The organism is Paenibacillus brasilensis (assembly GCF_009363115.1).
Taxonomy (GTDB): domain Bacteria; phylum Bacillota; class Bacilli; order Paenibacillales; family Paenibacillaceae; genus Paenibacillus; species Paenibacillus brasilensis.
Genome location: NZ_CP045298.1, coordinates 3,427,116 through 3,449,967 on the forward strand (window position 1 = coordinate 3,427,116; position 22,852 = coordinate 3,449,967).

The 22,852-nt window shown below is 48.5% G+C and carries 20 protein-coding genes, 4 pseudogenes and 1 other annotated feature; of the genes and pseudogenes, 15 read left to right on the forward strand and 9 right to left on the reverse strand.

Features of this window, described 5'->3' with window-relative positions; all coding sequences use genetic code 11:
* Positions 1-90 precede the first annotated feature (90 nt).
* The gene (locus GCU48_RS16060) at positions 91-1,362 is read left to right on the forward strand and encodes a methyl-accepting chemotaxis protein (protein WP_152380670.1); all 1,272 of its coding nucleotides are present in this window, start codon (positions 91-93) and stop codon (positions 1,360-1,362) included.
* 91 nt (positions 1,363-1,453) lie between these two features.
* On the opposite strand, the gene GCU48_RS16065 is transcribed toward GCU48_RS16060, so the two are convergent.
* Positions 1,454-1,666: a hypothetical protein gene (locus GCU48_RS16065; RefSeq protein WP_152380671.1), complete on the reverse strand. Its 213-nt coding sequence runs from the start codon at positions 1,664-1,666 to the stop codon at positions 1,454-1,456.
* A 142-nt stretch (positions 1,667-1,808) separates the two neighbouring features.
* Between GCU48_RS16065 and GCU48_RS16070 the strand changes: the two genes are divergently transcribed.
* The 3 genes and pseudogenes from GCU48_RS16070 to GCU48_RS29270 form a co-directional block, all read left to right on the forward strand.
* Entirely contained in the window at positions 1,809-2,621 is an 813-nt protein-coding gene (locus GCU48_RS16070) for a YwaF family protein (protein WP_152380672.1), read from the forward strand.
* A gap of 175 nt (positions 2,622-2,796) precedes the next feature.
* Positions 2,797-4,239, forward strand: a complete 1,443-nt coding sequence (locus tag GCU48_RS16075) for an N-acyl-D-glucosamine 2-epimerase (RefSeq protein ID WP_152380673.1) — start codon at positions 2,797-2,799, stop codon at positions 4,237-4,239.
* Between the two features lie 98 nt (positions 4,240-4,337).
* Positions 4,338-4,562: pseudogene (locus GCU48_RS29270) on the forward strand (MgtC/SapB family protein); the annotation flags it as partial.
* Between the two features lie 312 nt (positions 4,563-4,874).
* Here the strand turns inward: GCU48_RS29270 and GCU48_RS16085 are convergent.
* A complete protein-coding gene (locus GCU48_RS16085) occupies positions 4,875-5,552 on the reverse strand; it encodes a peptidylprolyl isomerase (protein WP_152380674.1) in 678 nt (225 codons plus the stop codon).
* A 115-nt stretch (positions 5,553-5,667) separates the two neighbouring features.
* Here GCU48_RS16085 and GCU48_RS26995 point away from each other — a divergent pair, with 115 nt between their 5' ends.
* Entirely contained in the window at positions 5,668-5,838 is a 171-nt protein-coding gene (locus GCU48_RS26995; protein WP_167518709.1) for a hypothetical protein, read from the forward strand.
* A 44-nt stretch (positions 5,839-5,882) separates the two neighbouring features.
* Here the strand turns inward: GCU48_RS26995 and GCU48_RS16090 are convergent, their stop codons facing one another.
* Positions 5,883-6,140, reverse strand: a complete 258-nt coding sequence (locus tag GCU48_RS16090) for a YqkE family protein (RefSeq protein ID WP_152380675.1) — start codon at positions 6,138-6,140, stop codon at positions 5,883-5,885.
* A 165-nt stretch (positions 6,141-6,305) separates the two neighbouring features.
* Here GCU48_RS16090 and GCU48_RS16095 point away from each other — a divergent pair, with 165 nt between their 5' ends.
* Positions 6,306-6,485: an aspartyl-phosphate phosphatase Spo0E family protein gene (locus tag GCU48_RS16095; protein ID WP_025716233.1), complete on the forward strand. Its 180-nt coding sequence runs from the start codon at positions 6,306-6,308 to the stop codon at positions 6,483-6,485.
* A gap of 17 nt (positions 6,486-6,502) precedes the next feature.
* Here GCU48_RS16095 and GCU48_RS16100 read toward each other — a convergent pair whose 3' ends face one another.
* Positions 6,503-7,405, reverse strand: a complete 903-nt coding sequence (locus tag GCU48_RS16100) for a DMT family transporter (protein WP_244315727.1) — start codon at positions 7,403-7,405, stop codon at positions 6,503-6,505.
* Between GCU48_RS16100 and GCU48_RS16105 the strand changes: the two are divergent.
* The 7 genes and pseudogenes from GCU48_RS16105 to hxlB form a co-directional block, all read left to right on the forward strand.
* A pseudogene (locus tag GCU48_RS16105) lies at positions 7,366-7,857 on the forward strand (RNA-guided endonuclease TnpB family protein); the annotation flags it as partial. The gene GCU48_RS16100 and the pseudogene GCU48_RS16105 overlap by 40 nt on opposite strands.
* A gap of 419 nt (positions 7,858-8,276) precedes the next feature.
* Entirely contained in the window at positions 8,277-9,287 is a 1,011-nt protein-coding gene (locus tag GCU48_RS16110; RefSeq protein ID WP_152380676.1) for a LacI family DNA-binding transcriptional regulator, read from the forward strand.
* Positions 9,288-9,935: 648 nt separating this feature from the next.
* Positions 9,936-10,694, forward strand: coding sequence for a sugar phosphate isomerase/epimerase family protein (locus tag GCU48_RS16115; protein WP_152380677.1), 759 nt, complete (start codon positions 9,936-9,938; stop codon positions 10,692-10,694).
* 16 nt (positions 10,695-10,710) lie between these two features.
* Entirely contained in the window at positions 10,711-11,673 is a 963-nt protein-coding gene (locus GCU48_RS16120) for a sugar kinase (RefSeq protein WP_208811845.1), read from the forward strand.
* Positions 11,670-12,971: an MFS transporter gene (locus tag GCU48_RS16125; protein ID WP_152380679.1), complete on the forward strand. Its 1,302-nt coding sequence runs from the start codon at positions 11,670-11,672 to the stop codon at positions 12,969-12,971. The genes GCU48_RS16120 and GCU48_RS16125 overlap by 4 nt, the downstream gene beginning before the upstream one ends.
* The gene (locus GCU48_RS16130) at positions 12,968-13,717 is read left to right on the forward strand and encodes an orotidine 5'-phosphate decarboxylase / HUMPS family protein (RefSeq protein WP_152380680.1); all 750 of its coding nucleotides are present in this window, start codon (positions 12,968-12,970) and stop codon (positions 13,715-13,717) included. The genes GCU48_RS16125 and GCU48_RS16130 overlap by 4 nt, the downstream gene beginning before the upstream one ends.
* A gap of 148 nt (positions 13,718-13,865) precedes the next feature.
* Positions 13,866-14,414 (forward strand): 6-phospho-3-hexuloisomerase, encoded by a 549-nt coding sequence (gene hxlB / locus GCU48_RS16135; RefSeq protein ID WP_152380681.1) that lies wholly within the window; start codon positions 13,866-13,868, stop codon positions 14,412-14,414.
* A gap of 800 nt (positions 14,415-15,214) precedes the next feature.
* Here hxlB and GCU48_RS16140 read toward each other — a convergent pair.
* Positions 15,215-15,571 (reverse strand): annotated as a pseudogene (locus GCU48_RS16140) (transposase); the annotation flags it as partial.
* Between the two features lie 208 nt (positions 15,572-15,779).
* Here GCU48_RS16140 and GCU48_RS16145 point away from each other — a divergent pair.
* On the forward strand, positions 15,780-16,631 hold the full coding sequence (locus GCU48_RS16145) for a TrmB family transcriptional regulator (protein WP_152380682.1): 852 nt from the start codon (positions 15,780-15,782) through the stop codon (positions 16,629-16,631).
* A 100-nt stretch (positions 16,632-16,731) separates the two neighbouring features.
* Here the strand turns inward: GCU48_RS16145 and GCU48_RS16150 are convergent.
* The 4 genes and pseudogenes from GCU48_RS16150 to GCU48_RS16170 form a co-directional block, all read right to left on the reverse strand.
* Positions 16,732-17,889, reverse strand: a pseudogene (locus GCU48_RS16150) (DUF1593 domain-containing protein); the annotation flags it as partial.
* A 239-nt stretch (positions 17,890-18,128) separates the two neighbouring features.
* Positions 18,129-19,211 carry a bifunctional 3-deoxy-7-phosphoheptulonate synthase/chorismate mutase gene (locus tag GCU48_RS16155; protein WP_025716236.1) on the reverse strand — a complete coding sequence of 361 codons (1,083 nt, stop codon included), beginning with the start codon at positions 19,209-19,211 and terminating at the stop codon, positions 18,129-18,131.
* Between the two features lie 86 nt (positions 19,212-19,297).
* Positions 19,298-19,570, reverse strand: a binding site (T-box leader).
* Positions 19,571-19,965: 395 nt separating this feature from the next.
* Entirely contained in the window at positions 19,966-20,154 is a 189-nt protein-coding gene (locus GCU48_RS16165; RefSeq protein ID WP_152380683.1) for a hypothetical protein, read from the reverse strand.
* A gap of 74 nt (positions 20,155-20,228) precedes the next feature.
* Positions 20,229-20,459 carry a hypothetical protein gene (locus GCU48_RS16170; protein WP_152380684.1) on the reverse strand — a complete coding sequence of 77 codons (231 nt, stop codon included), beginning with the start codon at positions 20,457-20,459 and terminating at the stop codon, positions 20,229-20,231.
* Positions 20,460-20,887: 428 nt separating this feature from the next.
* Between GCU48_RS16170 and GCU48_RS16175 the strand changes: the two genes are divergently transcribed.
* Positions 20,888-22,777, forward strand: a complete 1,890-nt coding sequence (locus tag GCU48_RS16175; RefSeq protein ID WP_152380685.1) for a sensor histidine kinase — start codon at positions 20,888-20,890, stop codon at positions 22,775-22,777.
* Positions 22,778-22,852 lie beyond the last annotated feature (75 nt).

A 22,852-nucleotide genomic window follows, 5' to 3' on the forward strand; every position in this document is an offset into this window, starting at 1 on the left:
AGGGTTGTCTGTGAAAAATACTACTAGAATTGTAGCAATTTTATGATAAAATGGAATCAAATTTGAGTTTTTTGGGGTGGGCTACAGTACATGAAGATGTCACTAGGCACGAAAATGGTTGCTGCGTTTGTCGCAATTTCTGCAATAACCTACGGAACAAGCGCTTTTTTTATTTTTGTACTCAAGGACTGGCTTGCTCAAGATGCACGAGAATGGGTATATACTTCGGTCATTCTGTTATTGGGTGTGCTGTGGAGTGGCATTTTGGGCTGGTTGATCTCCAGATTACTCACACGTCCTATTGTTAGATTGGCCAAGGCGGCCGAGGAAGCTTCGGCGGGAAACCTGTCTGTTGTCATTCCGGAACGGCGTGCGGATGATGAAATCAAGGTGCTTTATGATGCATTTCGGCGCATGATGCTGAACATTAAAGATATGTTTAACGAGATTTCGTACAGCACCAAAACAACTTCACAAAGTGCGGAAAATCTGAGTTTGGCTATTGTACAGGCTGCAACTCAAATTGAGGCCATGTCTTCGGTGGTAGAAGATATTTTGAATGGTGTGGAGCAGCAAAAGCAAGCTTCTTCCCAGTCTATTGAAACAGCGGATCGAATGCTGGGCGATTTTAAAATGATGCGTAGCAAATCGGGACATATGCTGGAACTGTCAAGTCACATGGAGCATTCGGTGGATTCAACGCAGAACGTATTTTCATCTCTAATGGATGGAATGGGAGAGCTTACAGCTTCACATAGTCGTTCACAGCAGGTTATTGCACGTCTGGAAAAGGAAGCTTCACAAATTGAAGCGATCACAAGCACGGTGAAGGATATCGCGGAGCAGACCCATCTGCTCGCACTGAATGCTTCTATAGAAGCGGCGCGCGCGGGAGAAGAGGGTAACGGTTTTGCCGTAGTGGCTCACCAGATTCGTGCACTTGCTGCGCAAAGTACGGAGTCTGTACAGCAAATTAATGCCATCGTTAGCCGTGTGCAGGCACAAATCGTAGAAACGGTGCAGCTGATGCATCAGCAAACGTCGTTGGTCAGCGCTGAGGCGGAGCGGACAAGCACTGTCGATCAGACGCTGAACCGCTTGAACGCCATTGTACACGAATTTGTCGAGAGCATCCGCTTAATGGAAGAAGCCGTAACGGAGCAGACGAACCGGGTGGATCAAACCTTTGAACAAATTCGTCGTATTCAGCAAATGTCAGGGGCCTTCTCGGAAGGTGCGCACAAGATTTATACAGCCGCTCATGAGGAAACCGCTATCATGCAGGAAATCTCATCTTCCTCCGAGGATTTGAAAGTGCTTACGAATAAACTCATGATGAAAACACGTGGAATACAACTATAGCAGGAACAGCCACGAGGGATGATGGTTCAAAATCAGATATAGCCGCTGTACACCGGAAAACGAAGCAAAATGGTTTCCCGGTGTGTAGTGGCTATTTTTTAATTTCAAAAAATTCACATTGATTTCTTGGATGGTAGGCCAGATCACTGACACTGGATTGCACGACGATGGTTTGATCGTCAAAACGGATGATGGTTCCGCCCGAGCCAATCAACTGGTCGTCCTGAAATATCCGGACACGAAGATGGCGTTCCAGTGCCTCACTGAAATCCTGATCTGTAATTAATTGGCGATTAATGGGCATGAGAGATCTCCTTTGAATATGATATCTATTATCATAAAGGCTGAGGTATGGAACAAGCAAGAAAGACGGCTAGAACATATTCGGTTTTTTGGTATAAAATAGAATGCAACGAATAGGAAAAAGTGATAGAAAGGGGCTTTCTATGGACAAGCCGTGGTCAGAGTCCTGGTTCGATGCTTATGCGCCACAAAGATTCGAGGCTTTTACGACATCACATGTATGGGCTGTGCTGGGGCTCATTGTATGCGCTTTGCTGCTGTGGCTGACGCGAGGGTTCATTCGGTCGCATAAACCTGTAAACGAGGGGATTCGCTGGTTTTTAATGACTGTCCTCATTCTGTCAGAGGTAACTCTAAATATATGGTACGTGACGCAGCGCATTTGGGATGCCCGGACGTCGTTGCCGTTAGAGCTGTGCAGTGTGACACTACTGCTGTCAATTCTGATGCTGTTTTTCCGAAACCGCTGGCTATATCCGATTATTCTTTTTGCCGGAATTGGAGGAGCGCTTCAAGCGGTACTTACGCCTAATTTGTCGTATGCTTTTCCTCATTACCGTTTTATCCATTTTTTTGTGGCCCATAGTGGTATTATTTTGGCGGCATTGTATATGACTTGGATAGAAGGACTTAAACCGACGTGGAAAAGCGTTGGAGGAGCCATGCTTTTTCTGAATGGCTTGGCGCTGATCGTATGGATCGTAGATGCTGCTCTCGGAGCAAATTACATGTTTCTTGCCGGAAAGCCGTCCACACCGTCGATATTGGATATTTTGGGGCCATATCCGGCGTATATTTTGGCGGAAGAGGTCATAGCATTGCTGTTCTTTTCTTTGATGATGCTGTTGTTCGAGGTGCTGCCGGGAGGTAGGCTGTATGCCCGCTTTGGCAAACAAGCTATGCGCGGAGCTGAACGGTTCAGGGAGGATCAGAGTATGAAGAAAAACCAGCCCTGAGTTGCCATTAACTATTCCTCCTGTTCCGTTCATAAGCTAAACCTGACTCGTGATTCCAATACCTCTGTTTGTTGAGGGTGAAACAGTATCGGCTGTATTTCACCGAATTTTCAAAATATGGTAACCTAGGCGAACCAGCAGGAACATATAAACGCGAACAACGGAGGTGGATCGAATGAGCAATCACGCAAATGGCCGATCTGAATCGACTGCTCCTTTAGCACTAACCGGAAAAATAAAGCCGTGGGCACTAAACGGCCCCAGTATTCAAATCGATCCGTTGTTTCCCTATTACGCCAACCGTTCGCGGGACAGTATAGCAGATGAAATCGCCCTTGCGGGCTACCGGACCGTTCACTATTTTGTGGTACGTGAAAATGAAGTGGATGCAGCGCTTGTTAGCGCTTTTCAGCGCAGAGGCATGGCCGTGTGGGCGATGGTGCTGGGCAACGGCTCTTTTGGCGTGTCGCAGCTACCGCCGGAGTGGAAAGGATGGCGCATGGAGCTACTGCGCGAACCGGACGACGGGTTTCAGCGGCTTTCGCATTTTGCACATGAGTATGTGGAGTGGAAAAAGAAGGCTGCTGCCCGGCTCGTCACCGACATTCCGTTCGATGGGTTTGAGGTGGCGGAGCCTTATTTCCCCGAATGGAACGGGCTGCGCAGTGGAGTATACGGGGATATCGGACCGCATGCACAGCGCGCCTTCCGCAAACGCAGCGGTGAGGACCTTCCGGATTTCCGCGACAAGCATGCGCGGAATTATTACCGAAAGGTCCCGGAGCTGTACGCGCAGTGGGTCGATCTGCGCGTGGACGCCGTGAACGGGCTGATTGGCGAGCTGGTGAACGGCGCAGGCGGCGTGCGTGATGTCCGGCCGGACATCTATGTGGCGACATGGTCGCTTGCTGTGAACGGGCGTGGCGATGTTCCTGGCCAGCTGCGGGAATGGCAGGGCCTGGACGCGGTAGCCATGATCCGAAGCGTGGCCCCGGATATGCATGTGCTCCAGACCCATTGGCCGGACTGGATGCGCCGCCGTCTGCCGCCGCATTATATCCGCGGCTATGCCCGCATTGCGCAGTCGATACGCGCCGCTTATCCTGACCTGCCCCTCGGGGTGCAGGCTGATATCGGTTCCCTCGCGCGCATGGTTCGTGACCGCGAGTGGACGCGGCGGTTTGCGGCTGCTGCGCTGGAGGGCGGCTACGCTGCCTGGACCGCCTATGAATATCATCTGGGCGGCTATATGTATGATGAGCCGCCCAGACCGCTTAGGGCAGAGCGAACGGCCGCTGATGAGCTGATTGTTTCCTTCAGCAAGCGGATTGCCACGCCGTCTGTAGATGAGCTGCGCCTCTGGAGTCGGGAGGGCGCAACAGGCACAACTGACACAGCTAGCCATCTGAGCGGTACGGTGAGCAACGATTCACTGACACCGCTGGAGCTTGTCGATGCTGTGGCAGACGGCAACCGTCTACTGCTGCACATACGCCATTTACCGTCAAGAGCGTTCAGCCTGAGACTTGATGGTGTGCAGGACACACCGGAACGATGGCTGCTTAAGGGCAGAAAAGGACATCGCAACCTTCCCAAGCATGAGGTGGAAGTTCCTTAAAATTTGGGTAATAACAAAATAACAGCTGTATAAACGGCTCATCTGCCGTGCATTTGAATTGTTTTCAAGACATCATCATATAGTGGAGTGAACTAAGTATGTGGGATTGGGACCATCTGATTCGGGTCATGTTTGCCGGGCTATGCGGCGCGTTAATCGGCTATGAACGGAAAAGTCGGATGAAGGAAGCGGGTATACGCACGCATTTTATTGTTGGGATTGGCGCAGCGCTCATGATGGTGGTATCCAAATACGGCTTTCAGGATCAAACAGCTTGGCCTAATTTGTCGCTGGACCCTTCGCGAGTTGCGGCACAGGTCATTATCAGTCCTTGCTCCATAGCCGTTTTTATCAGCTGGCTACCCCGTCTACGCGGCAGATCGTAGTCATAGCGGAGAATGAGCCGGGTATACTGAATCAGATCAAGGAGCTTATGAAGCGCAAGAGGCTGTTGATTCAGAGTCGAACGCTGACAATGGCCCCAGGGTGATAAAAAAAGGATAAAATAATGATTGAAAACGCTTCCTTTTGTGTATATACTCTTACTACATCACAGAGACTGCAGCTTAGAAAGCATCAGGTGATATGCAAAAGCGACCTCATGCGTATGCACAAGGTCGTTGCTGCTATCTCGTTTACTTTACTTTAACTGGAGCCGGATATTTTTTACCCAGCGTGTCCACGGTTACTTTTTTCATCGTAGCTGGTTTGATCGGCTTGTCGTTGCTGTCCCGTTTGGAGTTGACGATGGCATCGACCACTTCCATCCCGGACGTCACTTTACCGAAAGCAGCATATTGACCGTCGAGGTAGTCCGCATCGGCAACCATGATGAAAAATTGTGATCCGGCTGAATCCAGATCCGCTGAGCGGGCCATGGATAATACACCACGTGTGTGTTTGAGCGTGTTGTTGAAGCCATTGCTCTTGAACTCACCTTTGATACTGTAGCCTGGACCACCTGTACCATTACCTTGCGGATCGCCACCCTGAATCATAAAGCCCGGAATTACACGATGGAAGATCGTACCGTTGTAAGCTCCCTTTTGCACCAGGGAAATGAAATTGTTAACGGTATTCGGTGCTACTTCAGGGTATAGCTCAAGTTTAATCTTTTTACCGTCGTTCATGACAATCGTAACGATAGGATGGGAAACAGGTTTACTTTTGTCTTTCGTCGCGGCAGGGGTTGTACTGCTTGTCCGGCTTGCGGCTTCTACATCTGTCGCTTTTGTGCCACATCCGGCAACCAGCACGAGCATGGTAGCCAGCAGGCAGAGCATATACCAAGGACGTATTGTTTTTCGGATCATTTGAATTCCTCCTGAAAGATTAGATGTGTAAAATCCTAATTATAGTTTGGGGCAGCGCAGAACACTTTTCCGTTTTCTATCATACCTTTTTTTGTTGGGCTTGGGAAATACGGGTTTGAATACCGTATTCTTGGCCCATACTGCTGCTATTCCCAAGGAAAGGGGCAGGATTATGGTGGAGGTAGACAAAAAGCTGGCTAAAGGTCTTATATGGGGGATGGCGTTCAGTCTGCCGGTTTGGGTAGGGGTGCTGTACTCGGTACAACACATCCGTGACTGGCTATAATATAATCGAGCGTGGAGATAAGCCAAAACCGGGGTGGTTCTGGCTTATTTATATTTGTGCCAATCCAAATTGCTGTTATTCAGCAGATGCTCAAAGTTGTTGTCTAGCTTCTTCTGTTCTGCCTTTTTTGCTTCGAGGGCACGCTGCCGCTCGTCTTCCTTACGCTTGTCCTGCTCTGCTTGGGCTTCATTCGCCTGAGCCTTAAGCTTATTCAGCACATCCTGACTCAGCAGATCCTTCAACGTAGCAGGCTTGTCTTGAGCCGCTGGAGCGGGCATCGACGAATTTCTCTTTTTAGCCATGTCATCATCTCCATTCCATTCGATTATATCAGCTTCTACGTGGTTGTTCCACGATAGAAGAATAAGGTCTTTTTTTGTGCTAATAGATAATTATCCCAAACCTTTACTTTTAGTTAACTTATCCATAACCCACTAAACTAATCATATGACAAGGAGGGATATATTATGATAGGAGACGACATTTTACGTCAAAAGCTGGAGAAAGCTCGTCAAAAGCTGTATGTTTTACAGGCAAAACATGGCTTCGGCCATGCCAGTGTGCTTAGACAGTCTGCAATTTTGGATAACCTCATCAATCAATATAACCGCCATTTTTATATAAAAGAAAAAAAGCCGACTGCATAAATGCAACCGACTTATTCTCATTGCTCCTTTTGTTTGCTGTTTATTTGATGTGCACTCAGCAGGACGCCGATAATGACGACCATACCGCCAATGATTTGGCGCCATGTAATTGTTTCTTGTAATAGTAACACAGAGAATAGCACCCCAAATATCGGAACCAAATTCATCAACGAAACGGAGCTGCTCGGTGACAGCTTGATTAAGCCATAGTTGTAGAGCAAAAATGCAATAACAGAGCAGAACACACCCAGATATATTAACAATGTTAACGATGCCGTTGTTGGAGCCTGCCAACTATCCTTTTCCAATAGGGCCAGTGGTATGAAAAAGATACTGCCTGCAACGGTTTGATAAAAAGATAACGTTACAGGCGGGTATTTGTCCACAACCTTGCGCGTCATAAAAGTATAAAATGCCCATGCAAAACCTGTTCCAATCAATATCAAATTCCCAATGAGTTGATTTTTTCCACCCGAGCCTTCGTTGACCGAGGTCAAGAAATATACCCCTATCATAGCCAGTGCGATGCCGCAGATTTTATATTTGGATATTCTTACTTTATACAAAATGAGTTCAAGCAGCGATGTTATCGCGGGATATGACGCGACAATCAATGCTGCATTGGAAGCGGTAGTCAGGCTAACCCCTATATTCTCCATTGAGAAATAAAGAGTGATTCCCAAAACACCACTAAATGAAATCGTAGCCAAATCCTTTGGCTTCACTTTGACATATTCTTTTTTGATAAGCAATACGATACCCAGCACAATGGAAGCTATGATAAATCTGGACAGACCCAATGTAAGAGGGGGGAAACTAATATAGGCCGCTTTTGTGGCAATAAACGACGTGCTCCAGATCAGCAGGGCCAGAATCGTAGAACCATAGTAGATTCGGGTTGCTGCCTTATAAATGGGCAAAATTGCAAAAGGAATTGTCACGCAAAAAGAAGGGAAGCACTAACCGCTATAAGGCTAGGTTGAAAGTAGCCAAGTTGCATGAAAAGATTCGTAATCAGCGTCAGGACTTCTTGCACAAAGTATCTTCCAAGATGATTAGCGAAAACCAAGTCATTGTCATGGAAGACCTTCGAGTAAAGAACATGATGCAGAATCCTAAGCTTGCCAAGGCGATTAGTGAAGTATCCTGGAGTCTGTTTCGTTCAATGCTAGAATATAAAGCGAAGTGGTATGGACGTGATCTGATGATTGCACCTAAGAACTACGCTAGTAGCCAATTATGCTCATGTTGCGGTTACAAAAATGCAGATGTGAAGAATCTTGGCTTGCGTGAATGGACTTGCCCAGAATGCAACGCGCATCACGATAGAGATATAAACGCAGCCAACAACCTTCTGAAACTCGCAATGTAAATTGCATCTATTGGGATAGGGACTATCCTGTAAGCTTGGGTAAACTTGGAGCGGTTGCTCTATTGACCAAGAAGCACCCACCTCTTAGGTGGCGTGTAGTTCACGCAAATCCGAAATCTTAGCTGAGGCAGAACAACAGGTATGTGAAATATCTGATTCAATAACCAAAGTAGATTCCAGAAAAAATTAAACAACCGTTCCCCTATTGAATACTGAGAAACGGCTGCTGCTAAAAGTGTCTTTTTAGTCCTGTCTACTTGATAGGGGTATGGCCATAGCAACATTAACCGTAAAAGTAACCTCCCAATAAGTCATCATAAGCAAGTATAACTACGGTTCCCGGGCTAAGTATCTAATTAGACAAAGCACTGCGATGCGTCTTATAGTAGGAATATAATCGGACAGAGGAGTAGAGAACTGTGGGAAAAGCGACAATCGGGGATGTGGCGTCGCGCGCCGGCGTATCCAAAAGCACCGTATCCCAATTTCTAAACAAAAGATACCAGCATATGGGTCAGGAGACGCGGATCAAAATCGAAGAAGCGATCAAGGCCCTCGACTACCGGCCCAACGTGCTTGCCAGAGGGCTGAAGCAGAAGCGGACTGGTGCGGTCGGCGTCATCGTGGCCAACATTATGCACCGGCTCTCCACGGAAATCTGCCGGGGCATCGAGGACTATTGCCAGGAGCAGAATATCAGCGTCATTCTGTGTAACAGCGACGAGGACGGGGAAAAGGAGAAGAAATATGCCGAAATGCTGCAGACCAAGCAGGTCGACGGTATAATTCTCTTGCCTACGGGCAAGAACGGGCCATTATATGAAAGCCTCGCCGAGCAGGGATATCCGATCCTCTTCATGGACCGTCGCGTAAAAAACGTAAAAGCGGATACAATTGTGGTCAATAACCGGGAGGCAGTCACCCGGGCAGTGGAGCATCTGGCGTCGCTGGGGCATCGGAGCATCGCCTTGGCTACGGGACCGCTCACAATCAGCACGCGAACCGAGCGGACGGAGGGGTTCCGGGCGGCCATGAGTGTGCTCGGTCTGGACTACGAGATATGTAACAACATCATTAATGCGGAGATTTCCTTGCTTAAAGACCGCTTTCGCAAGCGATTAGAGGGGCCGGAGCCGCCGACGGCGCTCATTGCGGGTAATGATCTGGTTCTGCTTGAAGCACTTGCTTTTGTTAAGGAACAGGGGCTGCGGGTGCCAGAGGATTTGGCGCTGGTCGCATTCGACAACATTCCATTCGCCCACCTGTTGACGCCGACGCTGACGACGATCAACCAGCCTTCGCTGGAGATGGGCAGAAAGGCGGCTGAGCGCTTGATCACCCGCATCCGGTCGGAGAAGGCGCCGGATGCGGCCGAGTTCGTCTTTGAATGCGAGCTTGCGGTGCGAGCATCATCTGGTCAGGCCCGTTGAATGTGTTGAGAGGGACAAAATTCATTTTTAACAAAGACAGCTTCAGGTCTGGGACCGGGAGCTGTCTTTGTTGTAGTACGCCTAGCAATGGGCGATATCTTGAGGGTGAAAGTCCAGAACTGGGGCTGGCGAGTAACTAACGTTAAATATAGACCAGGTTTGCACCGCGAGGCGGAATCTGATAGAAGCAGGAGACAAAAACACGGGCCAAGGAACACGATCTGGATTTGAGGCCAGAGCTAGTTGGAAGAGTAACCTACGAACAACGCCAATGACCGTGGGTGGAAAAGTGACGTTTTTATACTGGGAATACCCGTTGACCGATAAATTCCTTCACTGGATGCAATCACCTGGGCCTATTTTCTCCCTTTTAGAATTAAGATAACGCTTTAATGAAAGGGCTTGCAAAACGAAAACGCCAGGATTATAATGAACTCAAGAATTATGTAAACCGGTTTACTAAATCGATTTACAAAGAGATTGGCTTTTCTGGGAACCTCATAGGTCGATCTGAGCATGAAGGAGGATGACAATATGAAGGCGGTCTTTGTTCCAACCTCTGTATTTGGCAATACACCCGGCCTGCAGCATGAATGGACGCCGACGGTTCGCGCCGCCGGCGCAGACGGCATCGAAATCAGGCGAGAATTGTTCCCGCCGAGCAAGTTGCCGCTTGCGGATTGCTGCGAAGCCAACCGGAACAGCGGCTTGCGCTGCGTATATTCGGTTCCGATGGAGCTGTGGGACGAATCCGGAAGGCTGAATGAAACGCAGCTGTCGGAGATTCTGGAGGAGGCGGCGATTCTAAGGCCGGAGATGCTGAAGGTATCGCTTGGGCATTTCATGGCAGCGGCCGAGGCCGATACAGAGGAAAACGTGACGGAAGCACCCGGGGTCCGGAAGGCTTCGGAAGGCCAGGCAAGCCGGAGCAGCGACGAGCAGCTGACCCGTCTGGGGGGCCTGCTTGATCAGTACCGGGTCTTGCATGGACAGTTGACCCTACTGATCGAGAACGACCAAACGCCACATGGAGGCAACGCCGGAAATTTGAAAGCGTTCTTCCAGACGGTGGAGCGTTCCGGGCTCGACGGAGTGCGAATGACGTTCGATACCGGCAACTGGATGTATGCAGGAGAGGAGCCCGTGAAGGCGGCGCTGGATTTGGCTCCTTACACCGCCTACATTCACTGCAAGCATGTCGTATATTCGGACGACAATGCTTTGCAAACGGTTCCCATTCCCCAGGAAGAAGATGCGTTCTGGCGAGTGCTGTTGGCTTATTTGCCGGAACGCGCGTTCCGGGCGATTGAGTTTACGATTCCTGGACCGGATAGTCTTTCAGGATATTTGAAGATGCTACGGCAAGCTCAAGGCATGCCTGAAAAGGGACGAAAAGAGAGAGACTGAAGGAGGAATGGCAGTCATGTTAAAAGATTCGGTAACTTTTGGAGAGGCTATGGTCATGTTCGTAGCGGGCCAACCCGGCCCCTTGAAGGACATTGACACCTTCATCCGCCGCCTCGCCGGGGCGGAGGTTAATGTTGCCGTCGGCCTCTCGAGACTTGGACTATCTTCTGGGTGGATCAGCAGGCTGGGCGAGGATGCCTTCGGCAATTATATCGCGGAGTATCTCGCCAGGGAGCAGGTGGACATCCACGGGATTACCCACGATTCCCGCTATCCCACCGGGTTCCAGCTGAAGTCGAAGGTGCTGGAGGGCGATCCGCAAGTGCAGTATTTCCGGAAAGGTTCCGCCGCAAGCTCGCTTGGCGAGGCTGATGTAGACTCCGGCTATCTGACCGGCTTCCGACATCTGCACATGACCGGCATTCCGCCCGCGCTGACGAAGAGCACACGCGCATTCGCCTATGCGGCGATGGAGACGATGAAGGGTGCGGGCAGGTCCGTCTCTTTTGACCCCAATCTGCGTCCTTCGCTCTGGTCTTCGAAAGAGGAGATGAGGGCGGTCATTAACGATCTGGCCTGCCGGGCGGACTGGGTGCTGCCGGGGATCGAAGAGGGGGAATTCCTGACTGGCTCAAGGGACCCGCAGAAAATCGCCGATTTTTATCTGAACCAGGGCGTTTCGCTTGTTGCCGTCAAGCTGGGACCGGAAGGAGCATATTTCCGCACCCCGAATGAAGAGGGGACGGTTCAGGGCTTCAAGGTGAAGAAGGTTGTGGATACGGTCGGGGCCGGGGATGGCTTTGCCACAGGCTTGATCGCGGGACTTCTGAGGGGGTTAAGCATCACCGAAGCAATTCGGCAGGGAAACGCAATTGGCTCGATTGCGGTGCAGTCTGTAGGCGACCACGACGGATACCCGACTAAGGAAGAGCTTAAGGCATATCTTCACTATCATCTGACAGGAGTGAGAACGAGATGAACAACTCGAACAAAGGCGGCTTTGTCGCTTCGCGCTGGCTGCGTCTGATACCGATTGTCTTTGTAACGTACAGCCTTGCCTATCTCGACCGGGCGAACTACAGCTTCGGTGCGGCTGCCGGCATGGCCAAGGATTTGCAAATTTCGGCGGGGATGTCTTCACTGCTGGGCGCGCTCTTCTTCTTAGGGTACTTCTTCTTCCAGGTGCCGGGCGCCCATTACGCCGAGAACAAGAGCGCCAAGAAGCTCGTGTTCGGTTCGCTGATTTTGTGGGGACTGCTGGCGGCAGCTACTGGTATCGTCCATAACGTTCATGTTCTCATCGTTATCCGGTTCTGTCTCGGCGTTGTTGAAAGCGCAGTCATGCCTGCAATGCTTGTCTTTCTGAGCCGCTGGTTCACGAAAAAAGAGCGCTCACGCGCCAACACCTTTCTCATCCTTGGCAATCCCGCAACCGTGCTGTGGATGTCGATTGTCTCCGGTTATCTCGTAGCTGCTGTCGGCTGGAGATGGATGTTCATCATTGAAGGTCTGCCTCCGATTATTTGGGCGTTCTTCTGGTGGAAGCTCGTCAACGACAAGCCTGCGGAAGCGAACTGGCTGACCTCACAGGAGAAAAAAGAGCTTGAGAGTGCTTTGCATGAAGAACAGAAGGGACTGAAGCCTGTCAAGAACTACGGCGAAGCGTTCCGATCGCCGCTTGTCATCCGTCTGTGCCTGCAGTATTTCTTCTGGAGCATTGGTGTCTACGGCTTCGTAATGTGGCTTCCTTCGATTATCAAGGTCGCTCCGGACATGAGCATGGTTGCCACAGGGTGGCTGACCTCCATACCTTATGTGCTCGCGGTAATCGGCATGCTGACAGCGTCATACTTTTCGGATAAGATGGAGAACCGTAAAGCCTTTGTCTGGCCGTTTCTGATGGTAGGCGCCGTCGCCTTCTACGCTTCTTATTTGCTGGGAGCGGATCATTTCTGGATTTCCTTTATTCTGCTAATCATCGCCGGCGCAGCCATGTATGCCCCTTACGGACCGTTTTTCGCCATCATGCCGGAAATTTTGCCCCGGAACGTCTCAGGCGGCGCCATGGCGCTGATTAACAGTATGGGGGCGCTCGGTTCTTTTGCCGGATCGTACATCGTCGGCTACCTGAACAGCTCCACTGGCGGCTTCGGCGCTTCATATCTCTTTATGGCCGGTTCGCTTCTGCTGTCCGCAATTTTGACTATAACCGTGGGCAGATCCCGGAAAGCGGCGGAATCGTCTACGGAGGGAAAGCTTGAGGTGCCTACAAGATGAACATTCAACTGGCGCTGGACCGGATGAGCATACAGGAGGCCATCAATATGGGGAGATTGGCGGAGCCTTATATCGATTGGATCGAAGTCGGCACTTCGCTGATCAAAGAATTTGGCATGGCGTCCGTGGAAGCGATAAAGCGTGAGTTTCCCCACAAGACAATCGTAGCGGATGTCAAAACCTTCGATAACGCCAAATACGAGTTCGAGCTATGCTATAAGGCAGGGGCCGATGTGACGACAGTCATGGGCTCCGCTCCGTTAGTCACCGTTGATCTCTGCATGAAGACGGCGCGGACATGGGGCAGGCAGGTCATGATCGACCTGCTCCATACGACGCCGGAGGAACAGGCTGCACTTGCCCGGTACCGGGAGGCAGTCCATTGCGTCCATGTCAGCAAGGACCAGCAGGAGGGCGGCGGCTCCCGCCTGACTGGGTCGGGCGCATATGAAGCCACTACGGATACCGATGAGAGCGGGATCAATAGAACCAGTGGGATCGGTGCTAGCGACGCGCTGCCCAGAGGTATAGTTTCCGACGTATCTAGTGTCCGCGGTTCCACATGCGAAAGCCCAACGGGACTTCGGATCGCCGTTGCGGGCGGGATCACGCAGGAGTCGCTGCCGTGGGTGCTGGCGTTGGAGCCGGAGGTTCTCATTGTTGGCTCCGCCATTACGAAAGCCCCGGACCCCGCCTCCGCTGCCCGCGCGTTTCAGGACCGCATCCGGGAGTTGGGAAGAAGATAACGGGACCTCAAGCGGTTTACCACTGAACAGATTATATATACAAACTAAAAAAGCACCGTCCGAGTTGCGGATTTCATTCCAGCCGAATGGTTTCGAATGCGGATGGATTCTGCTTGATCGCGAATAGAGAAGGAGAGACTGAACGATTATGAACAAGCTAATGACTATACTCGCGGAAGCCCGTGCTGTGCTGGAGCGGGTAGACGAGGGCGTTGTTAACGAGACGGCCGCCCTTCTGGCAGGCGCGCCCCGGATCTTCGTTGTAGGTGAAGGCCGCTCGGGCCTGATGGCCAAATCCTTTGCTATGCGGCTGATGCACCTCGGTGCGACCTCGTATGTGATCGGAGAGACGATCACTCCTTCGATAGCCGTGGGTGATTATGTGGTCGCCGTCTCCGGCTCCGGAACAACGCATGGCGTCGTCTGGACTGCAGAGAAGGCGCGGGAGCTTGGTGCATCGGTTATCGCCCTGACGACTGACGCCGAATCCCCGCTCGCCCGGTCCGCCGTGCGGGTGCTCGCCATTCCGGCGGCGACGAAGCACCGCCGCGAAGGCGAAGGCGCCAGCGTGCAGCCGCTAGGCTCGCTGTTTGACCAATGCGTCCACCTTGTGCTAGACGCGGTCTGCCTGTGCTACGCAGAGTCTCGCGGCGTAGACAACGCCGCTGCGTTCAAGCAGCACAGCAATTTGGAATAGCGGCGCCGTTACTTCCACCGCACTCTAGAGTCAAGCCGCTCCGGTGATTAACAGCCTGAGCGGCTTGTTGTGTGTTAGGCTTCCCCTCCGAAAGCTGAAACTAAGGAAATCTACTTTGGATATGTATTTTAACAAGAATGAATTAGTAAACGTTTATCGTAAAACGTCTCCGTTGCATAAAAAATCCCCTCCACTGGTTCTTCATCTAGCTTACTACGTTAAGTAACCTAGACTCAAATCCAATTTCGGGGCTTAAGAGGAATAGCTCAATATGCTGAGGTTAAAGATGGGGCTGCTTGGGTTAAATGGGAAGGCCAAATAAGCATGAATAAACCAAACAACAAGAGTGTGATTCCAAATGTGCTCCAAGTAAGTTGGATAAAAAATCCCCTCCACTGGTTTTTCATCTAGCTTACTAGTTAAGTAACCTAGACTCAAATCCAATTTCGGGGCTTAAGAGAGGTTATCAGGCTGCACTCTATTATTATCTATCACTCTTCTGCTGAGTTCTTGCGGCTCCATTTCTGATGTAGATAAATCTATTGCCAATCCAATGAAAGAGACAAGCGGTGCCGGGGTTAGCGATAGAGAGAGAATCAGGGTTGACGTAGAGACTGGATGCCAGTATTTTTCGAGGACTATGACACCCCGCCTGAATAGGGATGGATGATTCTTTAATAGTCTCCTAGAAAAAATAACCGCTTGTCTTTAACAAGGACAAGCGGTTATTTTTTGGGTCTGTCAATAATTTTGTGTAAGCTCTTTTAGGCATAGTTTCCCCCGAGGGGAAAGTTGTGATTTTAACGCAAGTGTTGACCGACCCGATCCGGAAAAAAGACGGAAAACTGGAGGAGCATTTGTCCCCAGTTCTGGACACGTCCTGTCCATTTTCGAGTGACATCGACGGTGGCTAGATAAAGCATTTTAAGCAGAGCTTCATCGGTAGGAAAGATACTTTTCCCCTTTGTCACTTTACGAAGCTGCCGGTGGTAACTCTCGATCATATTCGTCGTGTAGATGAGTTTGCGGATCTCGGGCGGGTACTTGAAAAAGGTAGCGAGCTCCTCCCAATTGGTCCGCCAGGAGCGGATAATGAGGGGATATTTCGTACCCCAGACTTCCTCGAAATGGTCGAGTTCAAGCAAAGCTCCTTCTTCGGCTGCTTTGGCTGTGGTTAGCTATGACCTTGTTCAAGTAAAAATCTTCCCTGAGATGACCTCTTGTGGAAATGGAATAGTGACTACTATAGTGACTACTATAGTGACTACTAAAGTAACTACTATTAGAAAGATAGTGCGTATACCGGATTTTGTCAAGGGGAAATGATATAGTAGGGATGAACAGTTGAATTGAGGAGAATCCGTCATGAAACCAAAACCTAATGTATTAGACATTCTACGTGATCTGAATTTTAGTGAATATGAAGCCAAAGCTTATGTGACCTTATTGGAGAGTTCTCCACTTTCGGGATACGCTGTTTCATTGAATTCCGGAGTACCGAGATCCAAAATTTATGAGGTTTTGTCAGGAATGGTTAACCGCGGGGATATTATCGTAAGTCAAGAAAATACGCCGCTTTATGTGCCGCTCCCGCCGCATGAATTGATTGCCCAAAGAAAACGCAGAGCAGAGCAGATTTTCAATGTGGCGCAGGAGAGTTTGGAGCAGTACACAGCATCGTTTCAAAATAGAGAGAATATTTGGAATATATCAGGCTATGAAGCCATTATCAATCGCATAAATGAAGGGGTAAAGGGAGCCAAACACCGGATTTTGCTGGAAATTTGGAAAGAGGATGCTGAGGTGTTCAGGGATACCCTTGAGCAAGCCGCACAACAAGGAATTGAAGTGATTATTGTAGCATACGGGGAACTTAACTTTGATTTCGCTACTGTGTACCATCATGATATGAGTGAGGAGATTACGTCTGAAATTGGCGGTCGGTGGATTGTACTCAGCATAGATGACCGGGAGGTTGTAGCGGGTATACTTTCCCTCGGTGACGATAGCCGTGCTGCATGGTCGTTGCATCCTGGCCTTGTGATGCCAATTACGGAAGTGATTATTCATGATATTTATATCATGGAAATATTGTATGAATTCCGTGAAGAGCTGGAGGCCAAGTTCGGCCCTAATCTGATCCATCTTCGCAATAAATTCGCCATGGGCCCGAATGGTAAAGGATATTATGTGCCTATGACTGAGAAAAAGCCTTGAACGTGTTGAGCATACCCGCAGAATGATAATGATATGCATAAATAAAAGGCTCATGGAATGCTGTACTTCCCATGAGCCTTTGTATTGGACGTTCGGTCTGTTATTTTACGGTTACAATCACACGTTGATAATGTTTTAAAGTGTGTTTTCCATTGTCCTGCACTTCTGCAATGATATGAATCGTATTTCCTGATTTAGCATCTGCAGGAACGGTAAAGCTTACTGTATTCGTGTCACTACCTTGCAAGTCAATGGTGTTTAACTTCTCACCCTTCGCTACTTCTTGATGAATTCCGAGCTGCATGTTACCCGCCATTTCAGGTTTAACCTGTGCTGGCTTTACTTTAGAATCTTCATACGTATCTGCTTCAAAATATCTCCACCACTTATAGGTTAATGAATTACCATCCGGATCGGACCCTTCAGCATGCAGCGTGATTTTTTCCCCTGGTTTAGCAGTAAGATCCAATCCTTCTTTAATGGTCAACGTTGGATTGTGGTTCGCATCTTTGTAGTCGGACGCAATCGCCCAATCCGCACGAGCAGCGAAGTCATTTTGAATATCATCAAACCATCGCATCAGCGAATATTCTGCTTCGAATCTTTTCGTATATACATCGTAATCTAGTACCGTATTTCTAAATAATTTATCGTTAACGACACCAAAACGGCCTCCCCAGCCTCCATAGGTTGGGTTTTCCATACTCCGCAAGCCATTATCAAACAGATAGAAGAAGGACGGAGAATCCCCTTCCGAAATAAAATCATACTTGTCGTATTGAGGATTTTTCTTTAAGTAGGCTTCACTGCCTCTTTGTTCTTCATCCAGTTCACCTTTAATGATTTTTCCATCACCCATCAAGGCGTACATATTCAGCAGCTTGCCGTGACCATCCTGGATATTTTTGAAATTCCATTCTCCATGCAGCTTGCTGTTTACTTCCTCCGTATGCATTTTCCAGGCATAGGCGAGATGCCAGAAGTTAGATTGATCATTGATAATTCTAATGTCAGGCCAATTTTTTGCAATGTAGTTATTGTAGCTATCGTCTTGGTCCAAAATGATATACAGCACGAGCTTATCACTTACTTTTTTTTGAATCGTTTCCCATTGATCTGTATTTTTATATTCGTCTTCAATGGACTTTAGAGCTCTGGCTGTGGTATTGGTTCCACCCCAAGTTTGAACGTATAAATCTCTTTTATCATCATCTAGGAATAGTGTTTTAAGGAAATCGGAGCCTTCCGTTTCTTTCTCTCATTTCTGTTCCCCTCTCTGAGTTTCTACTTGATGTTTTTGAGGATGATAACCATGTAGGCATTCCTTTTATTCGTAATTTGGATATAAAAAAAACCTAAATACATATATGCTTCAGAAAAAATGGAGCATACATATATCTAGGTTTTGCCTGCATGATCAGTCACAATCCTGTTTAGATTCTACATCATAACCAGAGAAAATGAAAGCGGTTTATGAATCCTTGCATAAAATTAGTTTTATGCTTTGAATAAACCGGATTCTTTTACTTCCGACATGAATTTATTGAACTCAGGAATGTTCAGCTGTTGCTGTGCATCGGACAGAGCCACTGCCGGATTCGGATGAACTTCCACCATAATGCCGTCAGCTCCGGCAGCCAGTGCGGCTTTGGCGCAAGGGGCAAGAATGTCCTTACGTCCCGTGGAGTGAGTCACGTCTACCAGTACAGGCAGATGGCTTTCCTTTTTCAAAATCGGTACAGCGGAAATGTCCAGCGTGTTGCGGGTCCATTTTTCATACGTGCGAATACCGCGCTCAATCAGCATGACCTGCGTGTTGCCGCGAGAAACGATGTATTCCGCTGCATGAAGGAATTCTTCCATGGTAGCAGCCAGCCCGCGCTTGAGCAGAACGGGAGTTCTGGTTTCACCCGCAGCCTTGAGCAGCTCAAAGTTATGCATGTTGCGTGCACCGATTTGAATGATGTCGATGTATTGGATGGCTTCCTCCAAATGTCTTGGATCGACGATTTCACTAATCGTCGCCAGCCCGAACTCATCGCCTACGCGCTTGAGAATTTGCAGACCTTCAATGCCCAGCCCTTGGAAATCGTACGGAGACGTACGCGGCTTGAACGCACCGCCACGCAGAATCGGTACACCTGCCTCTTTGAGAGCCGCTCCCACTTCGCGAGTTTGCTGGTAGCTTTCCACAGAGCAGGGACCTGCAACCATGATGGAGGCTTTGCCGCCCACCAAGGTATCTTTGACCTTAATGACCGTGCTGTCCGGCTGATTTTTGCGGCTGACGATCAGATGCTTTTTGTGCTCTTCTTTTTGATAGTTCAGAGAAGCCTTGAAAATATCTTTGAACAATTGGCGAATCGTAGCATCGTCAAAAGGTCCACGGTTAGCCGCGATCAGCTTATCCAGCATTTGCTGCTCACGTACCGGATCAAAGTCGGGTACCCCTTGCGCTTCCTTCAATTTTCCGAGTTGTCCCGCCAGTTCAGCACGTTGGGACAGCAGCTCCAGCAATTGCAAGTTTGTAGCATCGAGCTGTTCCCGCAACAGCTCCAAAGAATTTTCATTGGTTGACATACAGTACACCCTTCCCGAATTTAAATTTGTTTTTTCTGTTAGCTCATAGGCTTTTTGGCAGAAAATAACACAAAAAGGCACTCGTCGCAAGGGACGAATGCCGTGGTACCACCCTAATTACAGAAGTGTACATACGAGTCGTCAACGTCAATTCAGGCGACGGCAGTACTTCTGAGCTTGATGCCCGTAACGGGGGCTTCCGGAAACCTCTAATGCGGACAAAGGAATGAATCCTTTTGTCGGTTCAAGGCTCGACTCGGGAGTGAATTTCAACGTGGGATTACGGTACGCTCTCAGCAATTCGTACCTTTCTGTGGGAATCCGGTTAGACGTTTACTTGTCTCCGTCCATGTCTTTGTTCATGGTATTCAAAAGATTTGAATCTTATTTTAAACAAAGTAGGTGCAGAAGGCAAGCCCTGTTTATCCGGTACAGTTTTCGCCCTTGATTTGAATCGGTTATAATGTGTACAGCAACGGCTCGGCATAGGACGTTTTCATTGGACACGTCCTGAGGCCGATCTGCACGCGCTTGCCCAGGTTGCGGGGATGTTTGCGGAAATTTATGACCCTTACTGTGGTAATGATCATACCAAATCTGCAGCATGGAATGAGATGGTAGAGAGATTGGAAGCGAAGTCGACGGTAGCGTTGCTGCCATTGTAATATACGAAGCTAAAAAGGGTGCCCCTCAAGCCAAGTATCATCTGTGTGGCTTGTGCAGCACCCTTTTTGCATTCCCTATCCGCTTTTTCTTATCTGCCTCGATCTCTGGGCACAGGCTTTGTCGATGCGACTCCTCGTGGGTTGTCTTCGGTAAAATCCTGCATAGGTTCAATCGTAGTCGTCTTGTCCGCAGACCTGCGATCGTCTTCTTCCACAGGATTTAAGGCTTTGTAACGTTGGTACTCCATATCGGCCTGAGACATTGGATTTTTATACATAGGGACCAGTCAACTTCTTCCAGTGTTTACTCTTTATTACCCGTTTAGGAGGGGAGGTAAACGTTATCCTGGATCTAATCCTCATCCCCGTCGCTACCGTTTAACAAATCTGTACCATGCAGGAATTCGGCAGGAGCGGAAGGGTCGACGGTACTGCCTGGTGTCAGTTCATCAGCGTCAGGGATATTTTCCAGTTGGGTATCCGGTCCTGCGGTCAGATTCTCCCAGTTGGTTTCCGCGTTTTGCAGGGAAGGCTCAAAATCATAGTCATGCAGCTCAGTGGTGCGATCGTCACGTTTGGCCATGTTGCTCAGCTCCTTTACTTTTGATGCTTATTTCGACCTTACCCAAACAGTAGAAAGGCTAAACCTTGAGTTAGTGTGTCTGTCAAAGGTTAAAATCATGCGAAAGGGAATATGGCATTCACGATAAACGTTTTTTTCGTAACCGCTGTGATATGATAAAGAGGAGAGGGAGGGATATGAATTGGAATGGTCATGTCCGGGCCGATGATTAGCCATGGGGCTCAGAAAGCAGATGGAGTGCCACGAGCAAGAAATGATTATTAACCAATATAAAGATTTTACAAATAATGAGTAAAAAGAACATGATACCCTTCTTTTGAAGAAGGTATGCACATCATCGTATAGAATAATATTATTTCAGGACGTTTAAAATTGTGAAAATGCATACAAATTTGTAAATCCTACTTTGTAACTTTGAGGTGCTTAACATGAGGCATGTGCCCAAAGCTGTCGTCGCTCTGCTGGCGGTCATTGTGATGCTAATGTCGCTCAGCCACCCCGTCTTTGCGGCAAAAACGACCCCGGAAAGAAAAAGCAAGATACTTTCATGGGATATGAGATGGGGAGTGGAAGGGGAGGATGGCTCCTTAGATGAGGTAAGGGACCCTAGCAAGACCTGGATGCATATTCAGGAAGATTCACAGTTGCCCAAGCAGCCTGGCAATATCGGCTCTGCCTGGATTCGTATTCGTCTGCCTTCACTTAATGATGAAACGCCAGCGGTGCTTTTTGAAAATATCTATGGCCGGCATATTACGCTGTATAAGGATGGCATCAATTTTTACGAATCCTACCGTGGGTACAATTATGAAAATAATCGTATTCTGATTCCGTTGAAACCGGAAGATAGCGGTAAAACATTATACATATGGACGGAAAGCAGCCATAATAGACTGGGTATTATCGGAAATGTGATCACTGGTGATTATCGTGAATTGCTGGGGACTTTGGTCAGAATGGATGTTTTGGATATCGTATTGGGCAGCACGTTCATATTCATGGCTCTTGTACTGTTGATCTGCTCTTTCTTTCTGTTCCGTCCGAGCATGGCCATGTGGCTGTCCCTCAGCGCAATTGTACTGTCCATTGGTTTGATGATTGTGACGTATTCGCCTTTTCTGTATACGTTCTATCGCAGCTATGGCAAGCTGTATTTACAGCTCTTTGATGTGGGAATGTTCATCTTGTTGCCTTCATTAGCGTATTTTTTTGAACAAAATATCAGTTCGATTCTACTGATTCGCAAGTTTCGAAAGGTTCTAACTGCTTACTCCTTGTTCTGCTTTACCATGATGATTGTGAATTTGGGTGCACAGGAGCGGTTAAACGATGTATATTATTTTTTCAGTGTAACCGTCCTGAGCGTATTGCTCGTGGCTTTACTTGCACTGCTAGTGTTTGCTTCGGTTCGTATGGCGCTTAAGGGAGATCATGAAGCGATTATTTTATCGGTAGGCTTTGCTTTTTTCGCTGTCATCTCCGTTGGTGAACTGACCTGGTTCTTCATCCGGGAAGGGCGCTATAATATGTTCCTGTGGAAATGGGGCGTGTTCGGCTTTGTGCTGGCGTTGATTGCGATTTTGGGTAGAAGACTGGCAGAAAAGCATAATCAGGTGGTTCGCTATTCCAGAGAGCTGGAGATGTTCAATAATGAGCTTCAACGTTCGGAGAAAATGGAGATCATCAGCGATCTGGCTGCATCTGTAGCGCATGAGGTACGTAATCCGCTTCAAGTGACTCGCGGATTTCTCCAGCTCATGAGTAAGCAGGAGGATGGCAAAAACAAAGATTATCTGCATATTGCGCTGGAGGAGCTGGATCGGGCTTCCGCGATTATTACCGATTTTCTAACCTTTGCCAAACCGGAATTTGAACAAACCAAAACGCTGACTATATTGGATGAATTCAAGCATATTGAAGGAATCATTAGTCCGATGGCTAATTTGCAGGGCGGTAAAATTTCGCTGGATATTCCCCAGGAAATCAAAGTACGCGGGAATTCCTCCAAGTTCAAGCAGGCGTTCATCAATATTATCAAAAACAGCATTGAAGCGCTGCGAGATCAGGGTCATATTCATATATGGGCTTATGTGGATAATGGAGAAGCTGTCATTCATATTCGGGATAATGGCGAAGGAATGGATGCTCAGACCTTATCCAGACTAGGTGAGCCTTATTTTTCGAATAAGACAAAAGGCACGGGTCTAGGGATGATGGTGACCTTTCGGATTATTGAAACGATGAATGGTAAAATATCTTTTACAAGTGCAAAAGGGGTGGGAACAGAAGCGACCATCCGCTTCCCCGTAGCCGGATAATATCCGGCTTTTTGCGTTCGGAGAAAACGAAAGGAAGCTTGCTGAACCCACCCGTGTGTGATTAATAATTGTAAT

Bases quoted from the DNA above. Each gene is read 5' to 3' on its own strand.
- GCU48_RS16060 (WP_152380670.1), top strand. From the start codon at position 91: ATGAAGATGTCACTAGGCACGAAAATGGTTGCTGCGTTTGTCGCAATT.
- GCU48_RS16065 (WP_152380671.1), bottom strand. From the start codon at position 1,666: ATGCCCATTAATCGCCAATTAATTACAGATCAGGATTTCAGTGAGGCA.
- GCU48_RS16070 (WP_152380672.1), top strand. From the start codon at position 1,809: ATGGACAAGCCGTGGTCAGAGTCCTGGTTCGATGCTTATGCGCCACAA.
- GCU48_RS16075 (WP_152380673.1), top strand. From the start codon at position 2,797: ATGAGCAATCACGCAAATGGCCGATCTGAATCGACTGCTCCTTTAGCA.
- GCU48_RS16085 (WP_152380674.1), bottom strand. From the start codon at position 5,552: ATGATCCGAAAAACAATACGTCCTTGGTATATGCTCTGCCTGCTGGCT.
- GCU48_RS16090 (WP_152380675.1), bottom strand. From the start codon at position 6,140: ATGGCTAAAAAGAGAAATTCGTCGATGCCCGCTCCAGCGGCTCAAGAC.
- GCU48_RS16095 (WP_025716233.1), top strand. From the start codon at position 6,306: ATGATAGGAGACGACATTTTACGTCAAAAGCTGGAGAAAGCTCGTCAA.
- GCU48_RS16120 (WP_208811845.1), top strand. From the start codon at position 10,711: ATGTTAAAAGATTCGGTAACTTTTGGAGAGGCTATGGTCATGTTCGTA.
- GCU48_RS16125 (WP_152380679.1), top strand. From the start codon at position 11,670: ATGAACAACTCGAACAAAGGCGGCTTTGTCGCTTCGCGCTGGCTGCGT.
- GCU48_RS16130 (WP_152380680.1), top strand. From the start codon at position 12,968: ATGAACATTCAACTGGCGCTGGACCGGATGAGCATACAGGAGGCCATC.
- hxlB (WP_152380681.1), top strand. From the start codon at position 13,866: ATGAACAAGCTAATGACTATACTCGCGGAAGCCCGTGCTGTGCTGGAG.
- GCU48_RS16145 (WP_152380682.1), top strand. From the start codon at position 15,780: ATGAAACCAAAACCTAATGTATTAGACATTCTACGTGATCTGAATTTT.
- GCU48_RS16155 (WP_025716236.1), bottom strand. From the start codon at position 19,211: ATGTCAACCAATGAAAATTCTTTGGAGCTGTTGCGGGAACAGCTCGAT.
- GCU48_RS16165 (WP_152380683.1), bottom strand. From the start codon at position 20,154: ATGTATAAAAATCCAATGTCTCAGGCCGATATGGAGTACCAACGTTAC.
- GCU48_RS16170 (WP_152380684.1), bottom strand. From the start codon at position 20,459: ATGGCCAAACGTGACGATCGCACCACTGAGCTGCATGACTATGATTTT.
- GCU48_RS16175 (WP_152380685.1), top strand. From the start codon at position 20,888: ATGAGGCATGTGCCCAAAGCTGTCGTCGCTCTGCTGGCGGTCATTGTG.